This window comes from Pseudomonas sp. K2I15 (assembly GCF_002204795.1).
Lineage (GTDB): Bacteria > Pseudomonadota > Gammaproteobacteria > Pseudomonadales > Pseudomonadaceae > Aquipseudomonas.
This window is the reverse complement of record NZ_NIXO01000027.1, coordinates 46,718-66,864: the sequence shown is the minus strand read 5'-3', so window position 1 is coordinate 66,864 and position 20,147 is coordinate 46,718. Positions and strand designations below refer to the sequence as shown.

The window sequence follows — 20,147 nt, the reverse complement described above, 5'->3', positions numbered from 1 at the left end:
CCTTCATCTAATTGTTTTTGTGGAGCGCGCGCAAGCGCAGCCTGGTTGGGCTATAGCAGGAGCTGTGCCAAACAGATGAAGGCCCGGTCTAGAAGGGTTGCAGGATTTTATTGAGCGGAAAGTCGCTGATGACTGGAGGGTGATGAGCGGAAATCCGCCTACGACGATCGCTCCCACGCTCTGCGTGGGAGCGCATCCTGTGATGCTCCGCGTCACGATTTTAAGGGCGGACGCGGAGCGTCCAAAGCTGCATTCCCACGCAGAGCGTGGGAATGATCGCGTTAGATGAACGTGTCCCGCGCCAGGCCATGGCGCTGCATTTTTTCATTGAAGGTGCGCCGGGGCAGTTGCAGCTCGGCCAGCACCGCCTTGATATCGCCTTTGTGCCGGGTCAGCGCGGCTTTCAGGCAATGGGCTTCAAACGCTTCCTGCTGCGCCGCCAACGATTGCCCGGCTTCGATGCCTTCCGGCTCCGGTTCACCCAGCCCCAGTACCTGGCGTTCGGCGACGTTGGCCAGTTCCCGCACGTTGCCCGGCCAGTCATGGCTGAGCAGGCGCCCCAGCGCGGGCCCGCTCAACGGTGCGAAGCTGCGGCCCAAGCGTTCAGCGGCGCTTTGCGCAAAGTGTTCGAACAGCAGCGGAATGTCTTCCCGGCGTTCACGCAGCGGTGGCAGGCGTAGTTGCGCGACGGTCAGGCGATAGGCCAAATCTTCACGAAAACGCCCGGCGCGGGCTTCGTCCAGCAGGTCCGGCTTGGTGGCGGCGATGATCCGCAAGTCCACCTTGATGCTTTGATTGGAGCCCAGTCGTTCCAGTTTCTGCTCCTGCAATACCCGCAGCAACTTCACCTGCTGGGCCAGCGGCATGCTTTCAATTTCATCGAGAAACAACGTGCCGCCGTCGGCGTATTCCAGCTTGCCGATGCGCTTGCCCTGGGCGCCGGTAAACGCGCCACTTTCATGACCGAACAACTCGGCTTCAAACAACTGCTCGGGAATCGCCGCACAGTTCAGCGCCACAAACGGCTTCTTCGCCCTCGGGCCAAAATCATGCAGGCAACGGGCGACCAGTTCCTTGCCGCTGCCGGTTTCGCCGCGAATCAGCACATTGACCGGCAGGCCTGCCAAATCCAGCACTTGTCGGCGCAGGTTCTGCAAACCCCGGGACACCCCCAGCAGGCTTGATTCCAACTGCGCCCGGTGATCGGCCTGTTGGTGCAGGCGGCGGTTTTCCAGCACCAGCCCGCGCTTGTCCAGCGCCCGGCGCAGGCTGCTGAGCAGGGCTTCGGGGCTGAAGGGTTTTTCGAGGAAGTCGTAGGCACCGTCGCGCATCGCCTCGACGGCCATCGGCACATCGCCGTGGCCGGTGAGCAAAATCACCGGCAGGTCGGCGTCGCGCCGCTGCACTTCGGCGAGCAACTCCAGGCCGCTGAGGCCGGGCATGCGCACGTCACTCAGGATCACCCCGGGAAAGTCCCTGGGCAATTGCGCCAGGCATTCCTCGGCGCGGCTGAACAACTGCACCTCAAACCCCGACAGGCTCAGCCATTGCTCGACGGCCGTGCGAATGCTGGCTTCGTCATCGACCACAATCACCGCGTTCAACATAGGTTTGGCGTCTCCAGGGCGATGGGCAAGGTCAGGGTAAAGATCGCACCGTCACCTTGATTGCCGGCGCTCAGGCGGCCGCCGAGTTCGTGGACGATAGCGTACGACACGGCCAGCCCCAGGCCGAGCCCGTCACCCACTGGTTTGGTGGTGAAGAACGGGTCGAACACACTGTTGAGGTTTTCTTCGGCAATCCCGCCGCCGCTGTCGCTGACGGTCAGGCACCACAGTTGTTGATCGGCGTGCAGGCGGATCTCCAGGCGTTTGCGTGGCTTGTCGGCCATGGCGTCGAGGGCGTTACGCAGCAGGTTGATCATCACCTGTTCCAGGCGGATTGCGTCGCCGCGCACCCAGGCCGGGCGGGTCAAATCGAGGACGGTGCCGATGGCTTCGTCCCGCAGGCGTGCGTCCAGCAGGTGCAGGGACTGGTCCACCACCGTCGCCAGGTCGAGGCGTTCGCGCAGGCCGCTGGGGCTTTTGCGGGCGAAGGTCTTGAGGTGGCCGGTGAGGGCGGCCATGCGCGTGAGCATGTCGTCGAGTGGGGTCAGGGCCTGGTAGGCGTCGTCTACCCGGCCGTGATCCAGCAGCAGCCGTAGCGTTGCCAGCTGCATGCGCTGGGCGGTGAGCGGCTGGTTGATCTCGTGGGCCAGGGCGGCGGACATCTGCCCCAACGCCGCGAGCTTGGCGGACTGCACCAAACCATCCTGGGCGGTGCGCAGGGCGAGGGTGCGTTCTTCCACCAGTTGTTCGAGTTCTTCACGGCTGCGCTGGCGCAAGCGGGCCAGGCGCCAGCGCTGGGTCAGGAACAGCACCAGGAACACCAGCGCCAGCCATGAACCGGCGGCGGCGAGGCCGGCGTTGCGTTGGTCCTCGGCGGCAATCTGTGGCTTGCGCAACAGGTGCAAGGTCCAGCCTTCGGCCTTCAGCGGCAGGGATTCCCAAATGTAATTGGCCTTGCCGTCGGGGCCGTCGACGCGCATCAGGTGGCTGTTTTCGTCAAAGCGTTGCAGGGCTTGGGCGTCCAGCGGCAGCAATTGTTTCTTGTCGTATTGGCGGGTGGCCTTGAGTTCGGCGTGGTCGCTGTCTGACAACGGGCGCAGCGCGCGATAGCGCCAGCCCGGCTGGTTGGCGATAAACACAATGCCCCGCGCATCGCTGACCAGCAGCAGGTCATTGCCTTGCGCCCACTCGCGCTCCAGCTCCGGGAATTCCAGCTTGACCACCATGGCACCGAGGAACTGTTCGTTCTCGCCCACCACCGCGCTGGAGAGGAAATACCCCGGAATCCCGGTGGTCACGCCCACCGCATAAAAACGCCCGGTGCCCTGGCTCAGGGTCTGGCTGAAGTAGGGGCGAAACGCGTAGTTGTGCCCGACATAACTGCTGGGCAGGTTCCAGTTGCTGGCGGCCACGGCCAGGCCGTTGCGGTCCATCAATTCCAGTGTGGAGGATTGTGCGGCACCGTTGATGCGCTCCAGTTTGCGGTTGAGCAAATCCTGGGTAGCAGTGTCCAGCGGGGCCTTCAAGGCACTGATCATTTCCGAGTCCAGGGCCAGCACGGCGGGCAGGGCACGGTAACGTTCGATCAGGGTGTGCAGGGAGTTGCCATAGAGCGTGAGCTGTTGATTGGCGCGAGCGGCGTCATCCACCAGGGCCTGGCGCTCGGCGTGGCGGGTGGCCAGAGCGGCAGCCAGCATCGCGCCGGCGATAATCAGCAGGGAGTAGAAGGTCAAACGCAACGGGCGGGGAATCGCGATCATACGAAGATGAACAGTGCAATTAGGGGCGAGCACCATAGCATGCAGCGCATGGCTGTTGTGGCGAGGGAGCTTGCTCCCGCTGGAGTGCGTAGCGCTCCCACTTTTTTGGGGGCCGCTGCGCGCCCCAGCGGGAGCAAGCTCCCTTGCCACATAGAGATGTGCATGGCACAAAAAAGGCGACCTTGAAGGTCGCCTTTTGTCCTTGCAGGGGAAATGCTTACTGCACTTCTACCGCCAGGCTTTCACTGATCTTTTTCTGCCAGATGGCAGGACCGGTGATGTGTACCGACTCGCCCTTGCTATCCACCGCAACGGTGACCGGCATGTCTTTCACGTCGAACTCGTAGATCGCTTCCATGCCCAGCTCGGCGAACGCCACTACGCGGGATTTCTTGATGGCCTGGGCCACCAGGTAAGCCGCGCCGCCCACTGCCATCAGGTAAACCGCCTTATGGTCCTTGATCGCCTCGATCGCGGTCGGGCCGCGCTCGGATTTGCCGATCATGCCCAACAGGCCGGTTTGCTCAAGGATCTGGCGGGTGAACTTGTCCATCCGCGTAGCAGTGGTTGGACCGGCAGGCCCAACCACTTCTTCGCGCACCGGATCAACCGGGCCCACGTAGTAGATGAAGCGACCCTTGAGGTCTACCGGCAGGGTTTCGCCCTTGTTCAGCATCTCGACCATGCGCTTGTGCGCTGCGTCGCGACCGGTGAGCATCTTGCCGTTGAGCAACACGGTTTCGCCCGGCTTCCAGCTCTGCACGTCTTCCGGGGTGAGGGTGTCGAGGTTGACGCGACGGGCCGACGGGCCGGCTTCCCAGACGATTTGCGGGTAGGCGTCCAGCGGTGGCGCTTCCAGCGACGCCGGGCCCGAACCGTCGAGCACGAAGTGCGCGTGACGGGTGGCGGCGCAGTTGGGGATCATGCACACCGGCAGCGAGGCTGCGTGGGTCGGGTAGTCCATGATTTTCACGTCGAGCACGGTGGTCAGGCCACCCAGGCCCTGGGCGCCGATGCCCAGTTGGTTGACCTTCTCGAACAGCTCCAGGCGCATCTCTTCGATACGGTTGGACGGGCCGCGCTTTTTCAGCTCGTGGATGTCGATGGATTCCATCAACACTTCCTTGGCCATCACTGCGGCCTTCTCGGCGGTGCCGCCGATGCCGATGCCGAGCATGCCCGGCGGGCACCAGCCAGCGCCCATGGTCGGAACGGTTTTCAGCACCCAGTCGACGATCGAGTCGGAGGGGTTGAGCATGGCCATTTTCGACTTGTTCTCGGAACCACCGCCTTTGGCGGCCACGTCCACTTCCACGGTGTTACCCGGGACGATGGAGTAGTGGATCACGGCCGGGGTGTTGTCCTTGGTGTTTTTACGCGCACCGGCCGGGTCGGCGAGGATCGAAGCGCGAAGGACGTTTTCCGGCAGGTTGTAGGCCTGGCGCACGCCCTGGTTGATCATGTCGTCCAGGCTCATGGTGGCGCCATCCCAGCGCACGTCCATGCCCACACGTACAAACACGGTGACAATCCCGGTGTCCTGGCAAATCGGGCGGTGGCCGGTGGCACACATGCGCGAGTTGATCAGGATCTGTGCCATGGAGTCACGGGCCGCTGGCGATTCTTCGCGCAGGTAGGCTTCGTGCATCGCCTGGATGAAGTCAACGGGGTGGTAATAGGAAATGAATTGCAGGGCGTCGGCAACGCTCTGAATCAGGTCGTCTTGCTTGATCACGGTCATGAGTCGCGCTCCTCTATAAGGGAACATTCAATAAAGGTGCCTTCAGTAAGGTGAATCGGTCGGCTGAAGGCACCTTTCCAAGGCACGCCGTATGGTGCTGGCGCGACGCTAAAAAGGCGCGGCAGTATAACCCGCCACGGTGGCCGATACACCCGACTATGGTCATGAATGCAGGGCCCGATTCACTGTAGGAACGAGCTTGCTCGCGAAAAACATGAATCTGATGGGCTTCGTCAGGCACCCCGCGTTATCGTTAGCGACCTTCGCGAGCAAGCTCGCTCCTACAGTTGAAGAGTTTTATGCCTGAACTTCACGTCGGCGAACGCCACTGGTCGGTAGCCGCCGGCAGCAACCTGCTGGATGCCCTGAACCAGGCGGGCGTGGCCGTGCCTTACAGCTGCCGCGCCGGCAGTTGCCATGCCTGTTTGGTGCGTTGCCAGGGTGATATTCAGGACAATCAACCGGATGCCCTGAGCCCGGCCCAACGCCAGGACGGCTGGCGCCTGGCCTGCCAGTGCCAGGTCACGGGTGACTTGCGTGTCGAAGCCTTCGACCCGCTGCGCGACGGGTTGCCGGCGACGGTGCTGAGTGTCGACTGGTTGAACCCGAGCGTACTGCGCCTGCGTCTGCAACCCGAACGCGGCTTGCGCTACCGGGCGGGGCAGCATCTGGTGCTGTGGGCGGGCAGCGTTGCACGGCCTTACTCATTGGCTAGCCTGCCCCAGGAAGATCAGTTTCTTGAATTTCACATCGATTGCCGCCTGCCCGGCGAATTCAGCGATGCCGCCCGCCAGTTCAAGGTCGGTGATAGCCTGCGCCTGGGCGAGTTGCGGGGTGGGGCGCTGCAGTACGACCCCGACTGGCAATCCCGGCCTCTGTGGCTACTGGCCTCGGGCACCGGACTTGGCCCGTTATGGGGCGTATTGCGCGAGGCGTTGCGCCAGGATCACCAGGGCGCTATCCGGGTCATTCACCTGGCCCATGATGCAGGCGGTCATTACCTGGCCGAGCCGCTGGCGCAGCTGGCTGCGGCGCATCCGAACGTGACTGTCGAGCTATGGACGGCGGCCGGGTCGACCGAAGCTTTGGCGCAACTGCGGCTTGTTTCCCGGCAAACTCTGGCCTTACTCTGCGGGCACCCTGCCAGCGTCGAGGCCTTCTCCAAGCGCCTGTTCCTGGCCGGACTGCCGCGCAATCAACTGCTGGCCGATGTGTTCCTGCCCCGTGGTTGAGCGCTGAATTTTCCAGCCGCGAGATTTGCCATGACCCATGCCATCCTGCAGCAACGCGAACGCGGGTTGCTGATCCTGCAGCTCAATCGTCCGGACAAGAAAAACGCCCTGACCCGCGCCATGTACAGCCAACTGGCCGAGGCGCTGGAGCAGGCGGATGCCGACACCAGCGTCAATGCCGTGTTGATCCAGGGCAGCAGCGAGTGTTTCACCGCCGGGAATGACATTGGCGACTTTCTTGAGCAACCCCCGGCTGATCTCGACACCCCGGTGTTCCACTTCATGCGCAGCTTGCTCAATTGCCGCAAGCCGGTGATTGCAGCAGTGGCAGGCGTGGCGGTGGGGATTGGCACGACGCTGCTGCTGCATTGTGACCTGGTGTACGTCAGCCGGGATGCGCGGTTGCGCATGCCGTTCGTCAACCTGGGGCTGTGTCCGGAGTTTGGTTCCAGTTTGATCCTGCCGCGTTTGCTGGGGCATGCCAAGGCCGCAGAGTTGTTGCTGCTGGGTGAAGGTTTTACCGGCGAGCAGGCTGCCGCTTGGGGCATTGCAACGGAGGCATTGGGTAGCGGGGAATCAGCCTTGGCCAAGGCGCGGGAAGTGGCCGGCCGGTTTGAAACCCTGGCGCCTGGCGCGGTGCAGATCAGCAAGCATCTGATGAAAAGTGTCGACCGCGAGCAGTTGCGCAAGGTGATCGAGGAGGAGGGCGCGTTGTTTACCCAGCGGTTGAAGTCGCCGGAGGCGATTGCGGCGTTGTCAGCTTTTATCACTCGGCGATGAATGAGCGTTGACTGGTCGGATGTCTTCGCGAGCAAGCGCGATCCCAATTTGACCTTATTTCTTCAGGATGTACGCGGTCAAATGTGGGAGCGGGCTTGCTCGCGAAGAGGCCAGTGAAGCCAACACAAAAGCCAATCTGAAATGCAAAAAGCCCCGCCATTCACATGGCGGGGCTTTTGTTTTTCAGCGTGTCACTCAGACCATTGGGTCGCCAACGTGCAGGATCTTCATGCCGTTGGTGCCGCCGATGGTGTGGTAGCTGTCGCCCTTGGTCAGGATGACCCAGTCGCCTTTCTCCACAACGCCGCGCTTGAGCAACTCGTCGATCGCGGCCTGGCTGACTTGCTCAGGCGGCAGCGATGCCGGGTCGAACGGTACGGTGTAGACGCCACGGAACATGGCCGCGCGGGCCTGGGTTTCGCGGTGCGGGGAGAACGCGTAGATCGGGATCGAGGACCGGATGCGCGACATGATCAACGGCGTGTAGCCACTTTCGGTCAAGGCGATGATCGCTTTCACGCCCGGGAAGTGGTTGGCGGTGTACATGGCGGCCAGGGCGATGCTCTGGTCGCAGCTTTCGAAGACCTTGCCGATACGGTGGCTGGAGGTCTTGCTGGTCGGGTGCTTTTCAGCGCCGACGCAGATGCGCGCCATGGCCTGTACGGCTTCCAGCGGGTACGGGCCTGCCGCACTTTCAGCCGAGAGCATCACGGCGTCGGTGTAGTCGAGCACGGCGTTGGCCACGTCGGACACTTCGGCACGGGTCGGCATCGGGTTCTGGATCATCGACTCCATCATCTGGGTCGCAACGATTACCGCTTTATTGTGGCGACGTGCGTGCAGGATGATTTTCTTCTGGATACCGATCAGCTCGGCGTCGCCGATTTCCACACCGAGGTCGCCACGGGCAACCATCACGGCGTCGGACGCCTTGATCAGGCCGTCGAGGGTTTCGTCATCGGCCACGGCTTCGGCGCGCTCGATCTTCGCCACCAGCCAGGCAGTACCGCCGGCTTCGTCGCGCAGTTTACGGGCGTATTCCATGTCGGCAGCGTCGCGCGGGAAGGATACCGCGAGGTAGTCCACTTCCATTTCGGCGGCGAGCTTGATGTCGGCCTTGTCTTTTTCAGTCAGGGCTGGAGCGGTAAGGCCACCGCCGCGACGGTTGATGCCTTTGTGGTCGGACAGCGGGCCGCCGATGATCACGGTGCAGTTCAGTTCAGTTGGCGTCGCGGTGTCGACGCGCATGACCACGCGACCGTCGTCCAGCAGCAGTTCGTCGCCGACGCCGCAGTCTTTCACCAGGTCCGGGTAGTCGATACCCACGACTTGCTGGTTGCCGTCGGTCAGGGGATGGCTGGTGGAGAAGGTGAACTTGTCACCGATCTTCAGCTCGATCCGCTTGTTGGTGAATTTGGCGATACGGATTTTCGGGCCTTGCAGGTCACCCAGCAATGCAACGAAGCGGCCATGCTTGGCAGCCAGGTCACGCACCAGCTTGGCGCGAGCCTTGTGCTCGTCCGGGGTGCCGTGGGAGAAGTTCAGACGGGCAACGTCCAGGCCAGCCAGAATCAGCTGTTCGAGGACTTCCGGCGAGTTACTGGCCGGGCCAAGGGTGGCGACGATTTTGGTACGACGGACGGACATGCACAGACTCCTGAGTTCAAGCGCTGAGGAAGGCTACTATGCTCTTTGGTTGTAGTCATTGTTCGTTTGCACTACTTATCGATGATTCGCTTGTTTTCACTCTGCATGAACAGATGAACAACCTTGAAGATTTTCGATGAAGGGTCGATACACTGCACAAGACAGGAGAACCCCCATGCGAATCGTGATCATTGCTGCCCTGGCCGTCAGTGTTGTCGGCTGTACCCGTTGGTCGATGGACCATCATTTGAACAATGCGTACCGCGCCTACGGTGTAGGCGATTGCCAGCGGGTCACCCTTGAGCTGTCCCAGGTCGACCGTGAAAGTCGTTCCCGGCGCTACGTGCAACCGGAAGTCTCGATGTTGCGCGGGCAATGCCTGGAGCGCGAGAAACTGTTTGTTGATGCGGTGCAAACCTATCAATTCATCATCAGCCAATACCCGGCGAGCGAGTACGCATTCCGCGCTCGTGCCCGCCTGGATACCCTGCAACAACTGGGGCATTACCCCGGCGCGAGCGTTGCCCAGCCGCGGCCTGCGTCATTGTGATGACATTTGTGATGCTATAGCTGGCTCGTTGCCAGTCTTGGGCTAATCTTTAAATGTCGGTTTGTATAGGTTTCTATTCAAACGGATTGAATGCCCGGATTTGGCAGCTGTAAGTGACAAGGCGCCTGCCGTTGTCGCACCGATATCCGGGGGAGAGCGAGCCATTGCGGTTCGTTCCGAATCACTGGAGCGGCCACGATCATGGCCATTGGATGGCGACCTCATCATGTTTACTCACCGACGGATCGAGCGGCATCAATTACCTTGCTTCCTTCAAGTGTTCAATCGCTGTACGGACAAGCCCATCGGCTATTTGGGCAATGTTTCCGAGCAAGGGCTGATGTTGATCAGCCAATTGCCCATGATGGTCGACGTGGAGTTCGAGCTGCGCTTGAAGATCCCGGGGCCCGAGGGCGAGGTACATGCTGTCGACCTCACGGCTACTTGCCTGTGGTGCCATGAGGATATAAACCCGCAGCATTACGATTCCGGGTTCAGCGTGTCCCATGCGCCTGCCGAATATGGGGAAGTGATCAGCGCCCTGTTGAATTACTTCAGCTTTGATCCTTTGCAAGCCTCTGCCTAGGCGCCCTGCGCCAGCGGTCATAACACGCCGGCTTTTTTCCAGCCCAGGTAGCGGGTTACCAGGGCTGCTCCCAGTTCCGAGGGCGGCGTGTCCAGTACTGATAGACCATGGGCGTTCAAGCGGTCATGGAGTTCGTCCCGGGTATTGAGATAGTCGACATTGCCGCAATAGGCCAGGGCTTCGGGCAGGGTTTGCACGGGGGCTTGGCGTAACTGGTCAAGGACCTCTTCTCGCAGGCTGGCGACCATTACCCGATGCTGGCGACTGATGCGTTTGACGGCGCTCAGCAACTCTTCATCCTCCTCGTCCCGCAAATTAGTCACCACAATCACCAGGGAGCGACGTTTCTGCCGGGCCAGCAATTGGCTGGCGGCCGCCTGGTAATCGGCTGTACGCCGGGAAGTGTCCAGGTCATACACCGTGTTCAGCAACAGGTTGAGCTGGCCGCTGCCCTTGACCGGCGCCAGGTAGCGCGGCTGGTCGCAGGCAAACGTGCAGAGCCCTACGGCATCGCCCTGGCGCAACGCTACGTAACTGAGTAGCAGGCAGGCGTTGAGGGCGTGGTCGAAGTGCGACAGTTCGGCGTCCTGGCTACGCATGCGCCGGCCACAATCGAGCAGGAACATGATCTGCTGGTCGCGCTCATCCTGGTACTCCCGGGCAATGGGCGTGCGTTGCCGGGCGGTGGCTTTCCAGTCGATCTGGCGCAAGCTGTCGCCCTCGCGAAACTCGCGCAGTTGATGAAACTCCAGCCCCAGCCCGCGCCGTTGCCGCTGGCGTACGCCAAGCTGGTTGAGCCAGTTGTCCACTGCCAGCAACTGCGCGCCGTACAGGCGGGCGAAGTCCGGGTAGACGCGGGTGGCGTCGCTGATGTCTATCAGGCGTCTTGCCGACCACAGCCCCAATGCGCTGGGAAGATGGATTTCACAGCGGGTAAAACTGAAATGCCCGCGCCTCAGCGGTCGTAGCCGGTAGCCCAATTCGCTCTGCTCACCGGGTCGCAGTTCGATGGACTGGGGCAGGTTCTCCACCGCCAAACCGTCCGGCACATGGTCGAATACCTGGACTACCAACGGCTGGGGATAGTCGTGTTCCAGCGTCACTCGCACATCCCCCCAGCGACCTAATGCCAGGCTGCCGGGCATCTGCCGTCGCACGCGCGGGGACGGCCGGCGGCGCAGGCGGCTGGCGTCCAAAAGGGTCAGTAGCAGCAGCGCCAGCAGCAAGCCCCACGTCACCGAGTGCAGGGTGTCTGGCACCTTGACCTGCAGCGCCACCAGTGCGCCGAGCAGGATACTCAAGCCCAGCAGCACACCGAGCCAGATCAATAGCAGGCGGGTCGGTCTCATAGGCGTGTCATTGCCGTGGCGCCGGAACTTGATCCAGCAGTTGCTGGAGCACCTGGTCGACTTCCAGCCCGTCGATATCCAGCTCCGGGGCAATGCGCACCCGGTGGCGCAACACTGCCAGGGCGCAGCCCTTGATGTCGTCCGGGGTCACGAACTCGCCACCGCGCAGCAACGCCCGGGCCCGTGCGCCACGAACCAGAGCGATGGAGGCCCGGGGGCCGGCGCCGATGGTTAGCCCCGGCCAACTGCGGGTGGTGCGGGCCAGGCGTACGGCGTAGTCGAGCACTTGCTCATCCAGTGCCAGTTCGCTGGCAATCTGTTGCAACAGCAGTACATCTTCAGCGTGCAGCACCGTGCGCAGCGGTTGTACATCGAGCATGTCGGCCCGGGACGAGCGGGTGACTTCGCGCACCATGTCCAGTTCGTGTTGCGCCTGCGGGTAGTCCATGCGCACCTTGAGCATGAAGCGGTCCAGTTCGGCTTCGGGCAACGGGTAAGTACCCTCCTGCTCGATGGGGTTCTGGGTGGCCAGCACCATGAACGGTTGGCCAATGGGCAGCGCTTCGCCTTCGAGGGTGACCTGGCGTTCCTGCATGGCTTCGAGCAACGCCGCCTGGGTTTTCGCCGGGGCACGGTTGATCTCGTCGGCCAACAGCAGGTTGGTAAACAACGGCCCCTTGCGCAGCTTGAACTGCTCGGTATGCAGGTCGTACACGGCATGGCCGGTCACGTCGCTGGGCATCAGGTCCGGCGTGAACTGGATGCGCGCGAACTCGCCACCAAAGCAGCGCGCCAGGGCACGTACCAGCAAGGTTTTGCCCAGGCCGGGAACGCCTTCAAGCAGTACATGGCCACCGGCGATCAACGCCGTGAGTACGTCATCGATCACCTGGTCCTGGCCGATGACCGCCTTGCGCAGTTCGGCGCGCAAGGCCTGGGCCAGTTGGCTGGCGCGCTGAATCGGGTCAGCGGCGGGAAATTCGCTCATAGGGCATTCCTGAGGGTTTGCAGGCAGGCCACCTGGCGGCTGAAGTCGGCGCTGGAGAGCCGTTTCGCCGGGAGTGGGCCGAGGGCCTGGCTGATGACGAGGGAGGGTTGGCGGGTCAGGCGTTCAAGGACTCGCGATTGTTCGGCGGTGTCGAGGTGTTCGAACCCCGGATGGCGGCGCCTTGCCGTACGCTGGATGTCGCGCTGCAAGGCTTGCAGCAGGCTGTTCTGCCCGCCGCGGCGCAACAGGAAGTCGGCACTGGCTTTCAAGTGTTCCTGCAATTGCCGGCGTGCCTTGGGTGCCGGTTGTCGGATCGGCCCCTGGCGCATGCTGGCGTGCCATAACCCCAGGGCGATCAGTGCGGCAAGTGCCACCAATGCCTGGGGAAAGTAGCGCAGCAAGAGGCTGAACAGATCCTCGACATCGGTGTTGAACAGCAGCGTGACCTGAGTGCCCTGACTCAGGTACCAGAGCAGCCAGGCGTTGTCGTGTTGGCCGATGGCTGGGTTTTTCCACAGGTCGCTGTCGGTCACCACGGTCACACGGCCTTGCCCGAGGTTGACCTGCATCAGGTGCGTCGACTTGGCACTGTTGGCCGAAAATTGCGCCAGGTGTTTGGGGTCGGTGAGATTGAAGTCGGTGTCGAAGCTGAAATAGGCCGGGGCCGTTTCGTTGTCCACATAGAGTTTGGTCAGGTCCGGCGTTTTCTTTTTACGCGCGGGTGCTGGCGTGTCGAACTCTTCACTGAAAGCTTGGTGGATCTGCACGCGATCCAGCAGCAGGTCACCACTTTTACCGGTGTCCTCATCCCACAGCGCTTCGGCTACCAGCAGCAGGTGGCCGCCAGCCCGGGTCCATTGCAGCAGTTGATCAACCTGGGGCGGGCTCATGTTGCTGCGCTCGCCCAGCAACAGCAGCGTGTTGCCTTTGGGTGAAAGACTGGCCAGCCGCTCCAGGCTGTTGGCGTGCTCCACCACCAGGCCTTGCTGGCGCAGAAAGTGTTCCGCCGCGAGGTATGGGTTAGCCAGGGCTTCGGGCGAAGGGCCGCGGTCCACCTTTTCCTGATACGGAGTTGCCTTGTGCCAGGCATAAAAGCCGCCGGCTGCGAGCAAGCACGCCACAAGCAGCCCGACCCACAGTAATGGCCGGTTCATTGCGCCGCTCCCGAACCGAACAGGGCTCGCCAACTGTTGCATAGCTGTTGTTGCGCCACGGTGGGCGGCAGGCGGTGGCCATAGGCAAGGTTTTGCCAGTAGCGGGTCAGTTCGTCGCTGAATGCCAGCAACTGCGGTTGTTGCAGTTGGCGGATACGCTCCAGGACCTGGCCTTCCGTGTCGGCGTTTTTCAGTGGCAGATTGAAGTCGTGCAGCAAGCGGCTGAGCAAGCCACGGTACAGCAAACCGAGAGCTTCCCGGGGCTGTGTTGCCCAGAGCTGTTCTGCGGTGCCGGCGATGTCCTCCGGCAAGGTGTCGGCTCCCAGTTCGAGGCCGAATAGTTGAGCGGGAGCGGGTTTGACAGCCTTTGGCTTGCGCGGGCTGCGCCGGCTGACAAAGGCGTGCAGCCAGTCGCGATAACGCCAGATCACCAGTGCCAGCCCACCCAACAGCAATCCCCAGAGCAGTACCTCGAGGCCCTTGGCGACGTGCTTGAACGAATCGCTGTTGAGGTTGTTCAGCAATGCTTCCAGCCAGGCCGGCAGCTTGGCGTCACCTGCCGGTTTGTTTTTGTCCGCAGCTTTATCCTCGCCGAAGCGATAGCGGGTGACGGTTTCCGGGTTTTTGAACGGTGGCTGCTCCAGCAGTGCCTTGATCGACTGATTGGCCGATTGCGTACTCAGCGGCGTTTGGGGAGCCGCCTCATCGGCCCACACCGGTGGAGTCGCCGGGGCAAGCATCAGTCCGATCACCAGCAACAGGAGTGGCGCCACGCCACTCAAACGCTGACGCAGCCGGCGGAACACCAGTTCCAGGTCCCAGGCTTCCAGTACGGTGCGGCGGTTCAGGTACAGGCTGAAACCACAGGCGACATAGATAGGTTCCCAGAACATCAGGATCAAGGCATAGAAGGCGTTGGTCAGGTGTTCCAGCCACAGCCAGTCGTGCCCGGCGGTGAGGACCAGCTGTTGCCAATCCCAGTCCCGTTCCACCTGTTGCGGCAGGAAGAAATAAAACACGGCCATCAACCCGAACCACAGGGCGATTTCCAGGTGCACCCCGATCAGGGTCAACCACCGCGCGGCACCGGCGTTGCGTTGTTGCAGCACCCCAAGACGTTGTTGGCGCGCCTGGCCATTCAGGCCTTCGAGCTGGACGACCGGCATCACGAAGCTGCGGCTCAGGCTGAAGCGCCGCCAGGTCAGGCTGGCCAGCAGTTGGCCCTTGAGCAGGCGCGGCCATTGGCGCAGTGCCTGCTTGAGGCTCGGTGTTTCGCCGAACAGGGCCTTGGACAGGATGTATAGGGGCAGGCGGTCGAATGCCGGTTTCAACCACCAGAACAGCAACAGCGCAGTGGAGGGATGGTTCCACAGCAGCACGCTGAACAGGGCGAAGATCGGCAAGGTCACGATGGCCCAACTGCTCATCAGCAGCAGCCGATGTTCGCGGGCCAGCAGGATGCCGAGGTCCATGGCTTCCCAGGAGGTACGCGGGCGGATCACGACGCTGGCATCACTCAGGCGCATGGCGGTTCCGTCCGGCAAACAGCAGGTAGGCGGCCATCAGCAACCACAGGGCGGCGCCCACCAGGTACTTGATCCACGGCGCCACGGCCGTGGTGGAGGACCAATACGCCTCGATAAACGCGGCGATCAGCAGGAACACCATCACCCCACAAATCATTTGCACGCTTTTACGCGCGGCCAGCCGCAGGGATTCGCCTCTTGTCAGTTGCCCCGGCGCTATCAATGCCCAGCCCAGTTGCAGGCCGGCCGCGCCAGCCAGGGCGATAGCGCTGAGTTCGAAGGCGCCATGGCCAATCACAAATGACCAGAAAGTTTGGCCGTAGCCGATTTGTGTCAGGTGCCCGGCGACGGCACCAATGATCAGGCCGTTGAAGAACAGGAAAAACACGCTGCCCAGGCCGAATAACAGCCCGGCGGCAAAGGTCTGGAAGGCGATGCCGATGTTGTGCATCACGTAGTAGCCAAACATCATCCAGTCTTCGCTGGAGGCGCGTTCGGCTGCCCGGCCCAGCCGGCTGGCATCGGGATCGTACATGCCCTGCATCTCGGCCACCTGCTGGGGGCTGACGATGCTGTAGATCAAGTCTGGAAACAGGTACACCAGCAATGCGATGCCGATCAGGCTGCCGAAGAACAGCAGGCTGGCGGCCAGCACGAATGGCCATTGCGCGCGAACCAGCCTGGGAAAGTCTGCCAGCAGAAAGCTCAGCACGTTTGCGCCCAACTGGCTGCGATGACGATACAACTGTTGATGGCCGCGCAAGGCAAGTTGCTGCAACGGGTCAACCAGATAGCTGCTGTAGCCGCGCTCCTGGGCCAGCGCCAGATGCTGGCACAACTGCCGGTACTGATGGGGGAAGTCGGCGAAGTCAGTGTGCTTGGCCTTGCCTTTTTCCAACTGTGCCAACTGTGTGGCAAAGGCTTGCCATTGTGGCTGGTGACGGCTTTCGAAAAGACTCTGCTTCATGCTGGCCCCAACAAACCACGGGCCACGCCGTTGAGTTCTGCCACTGCACGGGCAGGGGAGACCTGCAGAGGTGTGGCCAGGATGGCGGCCAGTTCGTTGACTCGCTCGGTGGACAGTTCGCCCTGGCGTTCGGCGAAGCTGAGAATCGCCCGTTGTTCGTTCAGCTCAAGGGCGAACGGCAGTCGCAGTGGCGGGGCTTGCGGCACTTGCGGACGGGAAAGTGGTTGTTCGCGGTAGATCACCAGGGTCCCGGCCGCCAGGTCGCCCAGGCGCTTGAAGTTGGGGTGTTGCAGGCAACTGATGGCGCCGAGGAAGTAGCCGAACGGCAGCATGTCGACAAAACGCAGCAGGTTACGGATCAGCGAGGCCGACCAGCCAATGGGTGTGCCGTCGTCCTGTACCACCCGCAGGCCCATGATCTGCTTGCCGGGTGAGCAGCCCTGGTTGAGGACCTCGAACAGCACCATGTACCACCAACTGACGAGGAACAGCAGCAGCGAACCCAGGCCAATACCCAGGTTACCGAGAAAAGCCAGGGCGATGAACAGGATGCCGAGAATCAGGCCGCGCAACCCCAGGTCGAAGGCAAAGGCCAGCGAGCGGACCAGCAGGCCGGCCGGGCGCAGGGGCAGGTCGATGCCCTCCGGGGTCTCGATCTGGTAGCGGGTATCCAGTGGCGCAGGTGGCATCGCGGTCCTTGGCAGTGCGGCGCTGGCGCCTGGGCGGCAGCGGCGGAGTTGGAAAGACCGATGCTAGCAGTGTCGACGGTGGAAGCAACCACTCAACGATTTACTGAATGTTTGTACAGTGAACACAGTGCTGGCCGCCGGTGCCTTCCAGCGCCTAGACTTTGCCGGTCTTCAGCACAGGAATAGCCCGTGACCACCATTTTCTGGTACGACTATGAAACCACCGGCATCAACCCGCGTAACGATCGCCCGCTGCAGGTAGCCGGCATTCGCACCGACCTTGAGCTCAACGAGGTAGGGCCGCCGGTCAATCTCTACTGCCAGCCCAGCGACGATATCCTGCCGCATCCGGCGGCGTGCGCGATTACCGGCATCACCCCCGGCGTGCTGGCGGAAAAGGGCCTGGCCGAAGCCGACTTCATGACACGGGTGCACGCGGAACTGGCGGCCCCGGGCACGTGCGGGGCCGGCTACAACACCTTGCGTTTTGACGATGAGATGACGCGCTACAGTTTGTACCGCAACTTTTTTGACCCTTATGCCCGGGAATGGCAAGGCGGTAACAGCCGCTGGGACCTGATCGACGTGGTACGCACCGCCTACGCCCTGCGCCCGGACGGGATCGTCTGGCCGGAACAGGACGGGCGCGTCACCCTCAAGCTTGAACGGTTGACGGCCGCCAATGGCATCGATCACGGGCAGGCCCACGACGCCTTGTCCGATGTACGTGCCACCATCGCCCTGGCCCGGTTGGTCCGTGAGAAGCAACCCAAGCTCTATGACTGGCTGTTTCAGTTACGCAGCAAGCAACGGGTCATGGACCAGGTGCGGTTGTTGCAGCCGATGGTGCATATCTCCGGCCGTTTTTCTGCCGAGCGTCATTACCTGGGCGTGGTGCTGCCGCTGGCGTGGCACCCGCGCAACCGCAATGCGTTGATCGTCTGCGACCTGGGGCTCGACCCGCAGGGGCTGTTGGACGAGGACGCCGACACCCTGCGTCGGCGCTTATATACCCGCCGTGACGACCTTGCGGAAGGCGAGTTGCCGGTGCCGCTCAAGTTGTTGCACATCAATCGCTGCCCGGTGGTCGCGCCTTTAAGTGTGCTGCGGGCGCAAGACCGCGAGCGTCTGCAACTGGATATGGATGAGTACGCAGCTCGTGCCCTGCGGCTAAGCGACGCACAAGAACTATGGCGCGATAAATTAGCAGCGATTTACGCCGAGGAAGATTTTGCGTCGAGCGCCGATCCGGAGCAGCAGCTATACGATGGTTTTATCGGTGATCGTGATCGACGTTTATGTGAACAAGTGAGAGTCGCCGAGCCTGAGCAACTAGCGCGCCAGCAATGGCCTTTCGATGATGAGCGTTTGCCGGAATTATTATTTCGCTATCGCGCCCGTAACTTTCCGCACACCCTGAATAGTGAGGAGCAACAACGCTGGAGAGTTTTCTGTCAGCAACGTTTGTCAGACCCGCAATGGGGCGCGCCAAACACCCTTGAGGGTTTTAAGCAGGCACGTCTTGAGTTGGCTGTTAGTGCTACACCGTTTCAGCGGCAGGTGCTTGATGAGTGGCAGGAGTATGTTGACTCTTTAGCGACTCGAATGAGCCTGTAATCGGTGTGCGGGTAAAATGCGGACAATAAAAAACGCCAGCTAGCTGGCGTTTTTTATTGCGTTGCGTATCACGCAGCGTCCTGGCGAGGCTTAGCCCAGCAGGGTAGCCCAGCCTTCAACCACGTCGCCGCCCCACTTGGCTTTCCACTCTTTCAGAGTCTTGTGGTTGCCACCTTTGGTTTCAATCACTTCACCGTTGTGCGGGTTTTTGTATTGTTTAACCTTGCGCGCACGCTTGGTGCCGGTAGTTTTTACGGCGCCACGTGGAGCTTTAACTTTCGACTCTGGATCCAGCAGCGCGATGATGTCGCGCAGGGATTTGGAGTATTCGCCCATCAGGGTGCGCAATTTGCCTTCGAATTCCAGCTCGGTTTGCAGTTTGTCGTCTTGGGACAGGTTCTTCAAACGGGCTTGCAGCTCTTTGATAGCTTCTTCGGTGGCGCGGTATTCGTTGATCAGGGACATGTGGACTACCTTATGTAGGGCGCTGGGTGAAAGGGGGATAGTGGCCCAATAATAGTCAGACGGTTTGCCCAAGTAAACATTTAAGGCCGTATTTACGTAATTTACTTTGGTTGTTTGTGGCAAAAGCCTGGAATTGAGTTAATTAGTAAGGGTTAAGACCTAAAGATACTCTCGTTAAGTCTTGGCTAACTGGTTGAGTCCACGCGTTTGCACACATGTAGTGGGTAAAACCTTACGCTATTAAGGGGCAGGGCTGGCGCGCGCGATCAGAATAAGCGTTGAGGAATACTGCAGTTTTTCTGCGCAATCGCTAGAATGGCGGCCTTTGTGAAGTTCTGGAGTTTCCCCCTAATGCGCACTTTTCGGCTGGTGATTGCTTGCCCGGACCGGGTTGGCATCGTTGCCAAGGTCAGTAACTTTCTGGCTTCCCACAACGGCTGGATCACCGAAGCGAGCCATCACTCGGACAATCTCAGCGGCTGGTTCTTCATGCGTCACGAAATTCGTGCCGATACGCTGCCCTTTGGTCTTGAGGCATTTCGCGAGGCATTTGCGCCGATCGCTGAAGAGTTCTCGATGACCTGGCGCATTACCGACACGGAACAGAAAAAACGCGTGGTGCTGATGGCCAGTCGTGAGTCCCACTGCCTGGCAGATTTGTTGCACCGCTGGCACAGCGACGAACTGGACTGCGAGATCTCCTGCGTGATTTCCAACCATGACGACCTGCGCAGTATGGTCGAGTGGCACGGCATCCCGTTCTACCACGTGCCGGTCAACCCGCAGGACAAGGAGCCGGCTTTCGCCGAGGTCTCGCGCCTGGTCAAGTACCACGACGCAGACGTCGTGGTACTGGCGCGCTACATGCAGATCCTGCCGCCGGAACTGTGCAGGGAGTACGCTGGTAAGGTGATCAACATTCACCACAGCTTCTTGCCGTCGTTTGTAGGTGCCAAGCCGTATCACCAGGCGTCGTTGCGTGGCGTCAAGCTGATTGGCGCAACGTGCCACTATGTCACCGAAGAGTTGGACGCCGGTCCGATCATCGAGCAGGACGTAGTGCGCGTCAGCCATAGCGACAGCATCGAAGACATGGTCCGTTTTGGCCGTGACGTCGAGAAGATGGTGCTGGCTCGCGGCCTGCGCTATCACCTGGAAGACCGGGTGCTGGTGCACGGCAACAAGACTGTCGTGTTCTGATTGAAGCGTTTTGATTGAAGAATGAAGGGCCTGGGCGTTAAATCGCTACAGGCCCTTTTTCTTTGGCCACAGGTGAGGATTGGAGAATGAGCGATCCACTCGATAAAGCCACTTCCAAAGCCCCCGCGACGCTGGGAGAAGGTTGTTTGAGTCGCTATGACCCGGATGACCTGAGCAGTGAGGACGGCACCGAGTTTCCAGGCGCCGCCGAGTTGTGGGAACAGTTGCAGGACACATCCGAATCACCGGAAGAAAAGGCATCAGCCGCTGCGCAAGGCAGCCACTGACC

The 20,147-nt window shown here is 61.3% G+C and carries 18 protein-coding genes; 7 read left to right on the top strand and 11 right to left on the bottom strand.

Features of this window, described 5'->3' with window-relative positions; genetic code table 11:
• Positions 1-281 precede the first annotated feature (281 nt).
• The 3 genes from CEC48_RS17460 to CEC48_RS17445 form a co-directional block, all read right to left on the bottom strand.
• The gene (locus CEC48_RS17460) at positions 282-1,607 is read right to left on the bottom strand and encodes a sigma-54 dependent transcriptional regulator (RefSeq protein WP_088424867.1); all 1,326 of its coding nucleotides are present in this window, start codon (positions 1,605-1,607) and stop codon (positions 282-284) included.
• Positions 1,601-3,367, bottom strand: a complete 1,767-nt coding sequence (locus tag CEC48_RS17455; protein ID WP_088424866.1) for an ATP-binding protein — start codon at positions 3,365-3,367, stop codon at positions 1,601-1,603. The genes CEC48_RS17460 and CEC48_RS17455 overlap by 7 nt, the downstream gene beginning before the upstream one ends.
• Before the next feature lie 217 nt (positions 3,368-3,584).
• A complete protein-coding gene (locus CEC48_RS17445; protein ID WP_088424864.1) occupies positions 3,585-5,108 on the bottom strand; it encodes a fumarate hydratase in 1,524 nt (507 codons plus the stop codon).
• Positions 5,109-5,407: 299 nt separating this feature from the next.
• On the opposite strand from CEC48_RS17445, the gene CEC48_RS17440 reads away from it, so the two are divergent.
• Both CEC48_RS17440 and CEC48_RS17435 read left to right on the top strand, forming a co-directional pair.
• On the top strand, positions 5,408-6,340 hold the full coding sequence (locus CEC48_RS17440; RefSeq protein WP_088424863.1) for an iron-sulfur-binding ferredoxin reductase: 933 nt from the start codon (positions 5,408-5,410) through the stop codon (positions 6,338-6,340).
• A gap of 30 nt (positions 6,341-6,370) precedes the next feature.
• Positions 6,371-7,120, top strand: a complete 750-nt coding sequence (locus CEC48_RS17435; protein ID WP_088424862.1) for an enoyl-CoA hydratase-related protein — start codon at positions 6,371-6,373, stop codon at positions 7,118-7,120.
• A gap of 195 nt (positions 7,121-7,315) precedes the next feature.
• Here the strand turns inward: CEC48_RS17435 and pyk are convergent, their stop codons facing one another.
• Positions 7,316-8,767, bottom strand: coding sequence for a pyruvate kinase (gene pyk, locus CEC48_RS17430; protein WP_088424861.1), 1,452 nt, complete (start codon positions 8,765-8,767; stop codon positions 7,316-7,318).
• A gap of 175 nt (positions 8,768-8,942) precedes the next feature.
• Here pyk and CEC48_RS17425 point away from each other — a divergent pair, with 175 nt between their 5' ends.
• Positions 8,943-9,317, top strand: a complete 375-nt coding sequence (locus CEC48_RS17425) for a tol-pal system YbgF family protein (RefSeq protein WP_088424860.1) — start codon at positions 8,943-8,945, stop codon at positions 9,315-9,317.
• Positions 9,318-9,543: 226 nt separating this feature from the next.
• Positions 9,544-9,903, top strand: coding sequence for a PilZ domain-containing protein (locus CEC48_RS17420; RefSeq protein WP_088424882.1), 360 nt, complete (start codon positions 9,544-9,546; stop codon positions 9,901-9,903).
• A gap of 17 nt (positions 9,904-9,920) precedes the next feature.
• On the opposite strand, the gene CEC48_RS17415 is transcribed toward CEC48_RS17420, so the two are convergent.
• From CEC48_RS17415 to CEC48_RS17390, 6 genes are read right to left on the bottom strand one after another with little or no spacing between them, the layout of a single operon-like run.
• Positions 9,921-11,252 (bottom strand): DUF58 domain-containing protein, encoded by a 1,332-nt coding sequence (locus CEC48_RS17415; protein WP_088424859.1) that lies wholly within the window; start codon positions 11,250-11,252, stop codon positions 9,921-9,923.
• Between the two features lie 7 nt (positions 11,253-11,259).
• Positions 11,260-12,240 (bottom strand): MoxR family ATPase, encoded by a 981-nt coding sequence (locus CEC48_RS17410; RefSeq protein ID WP_088424858.1) that lies wholly within the window; start codon positions 12,238-12,240, stop codon positions 11,260-11,262.
• Positions 12,237-13,394, bottom strand: a complete 1,158-nt coding sequence (locus CEC48_RS17405; RefSeq protein WP_088424857.1) for a DUF4350 domain-containing protein — start codon at positions 13,392-13,394, stop codon at positions 12,237-12,239. Before CEC48_RS17405 ends, CEC48_RS17410 begins: the two co-directional genes overlap by 4 nt.
• Positions 13,391-14,920, bottom strand: coding sequence for a DUF4129 domain-containing protein (locus CEC48_RS17400; protein ID WP_088424856.1), 1,530 nt, complete (start codon positions 14,918-14,920; stop codon positions 13,391-13,393). The genes CEC48_RS17405 and CEC48_RS17400 overlap by 4 nt, the downstream gene beginning before the upstream one ends.
• Complete coding sequence (locus CEC48_RS17395) at positions 14,907-15,887, bottom strand: stage II sporulation protein M (RefSeq protein WP_088424881.1); 981 nt, start codon at positions 15,885-15,887, stop codon at positions 14,907-14,909. Before CEC48_RS17395 ends, CEC48_RS17400 begins: the two co-directional genes overlap by 14 nt.
• A complete protein-coding gene (locus CEC48_RS17390; RefSeq protein ID WP_088424855.1) occupies positions 15,884-16,576 on the bottom strand; it encodes an RDD family protein in 693 nt (230 codons plus the stop codon). Before CEC48_RS17390 ends, CEC48_RS17395 begins: the two co-directional genes overlap by 4 nt.
• Before the next feature lie 189 nt (positions 16,577-16,765).
• Here CEC48_RS17390 and sbcB point away from each other — a divergent pair, with 189 nt between their 5' ends.
• Positions 16,766-18,193 carry an exodeoxyribonuclease I gene (sbcB, locus tag CEC48_RS17385; RefSeq protein ID WP_088424854.1) on the top strand — a complete coding sequence of 476 codons (1,428 nt, stop codon included), beginning with the start codon at positions 16,766-16,768 and terminating at the stop codon, positions 18,191-18,193.
• Positions 18,194-18,283: 90 nt separating this feature from the next.
• Here the strand turns inward: sbcB and mvaT are convergent, their stop codons facing one another.
• Positions 18,284-18,658, bottom strand: coding sequence for a histone-like nucleoid-structuring protein MvaT (mvaT, locus tag CEC48_RS17380; protein WP_005790963.1), 375 nt, complete (start codon positions 18,656-18,658; stop codon positions 18,284-18,286).
• 351 nt (positions 18,659-19,009) lie between these two features.
• On the opposite strand from mvaT, the gene purU reads away from it, so the two are divergent.
• Together purU and CEC48_RS17370 are read left to right on the top strand one after the other, a co-directional pair.
• Positions 19,010-19,858: a formyltetrahydrofolate deformylase gene (purU, locus tag CEC48_RS17375; RefSeq protein ID WP_088424853.1), complete on the top strand. Its 849-nt coding sequence runs from the start codon at positions 19,010-19,012 to the stop codon at positions 19,856-19,858.
• 86 nt (positions 19,859-19,944) lie between these two features.
• The gene (locus CEC48_RS17370; RefSeq protein WP_088424852.1) at positions 19,945-20,145 is read left to right on the top strand and encodes a hypothetical protein; all 201 of its coding nucleotides are present in this window, start codon (positions 19,945-19,947) and stop codon (positions 20,143-20,145) included.
• Positions 20,146-20,147 lie beyond the last annotated feature (2 nt).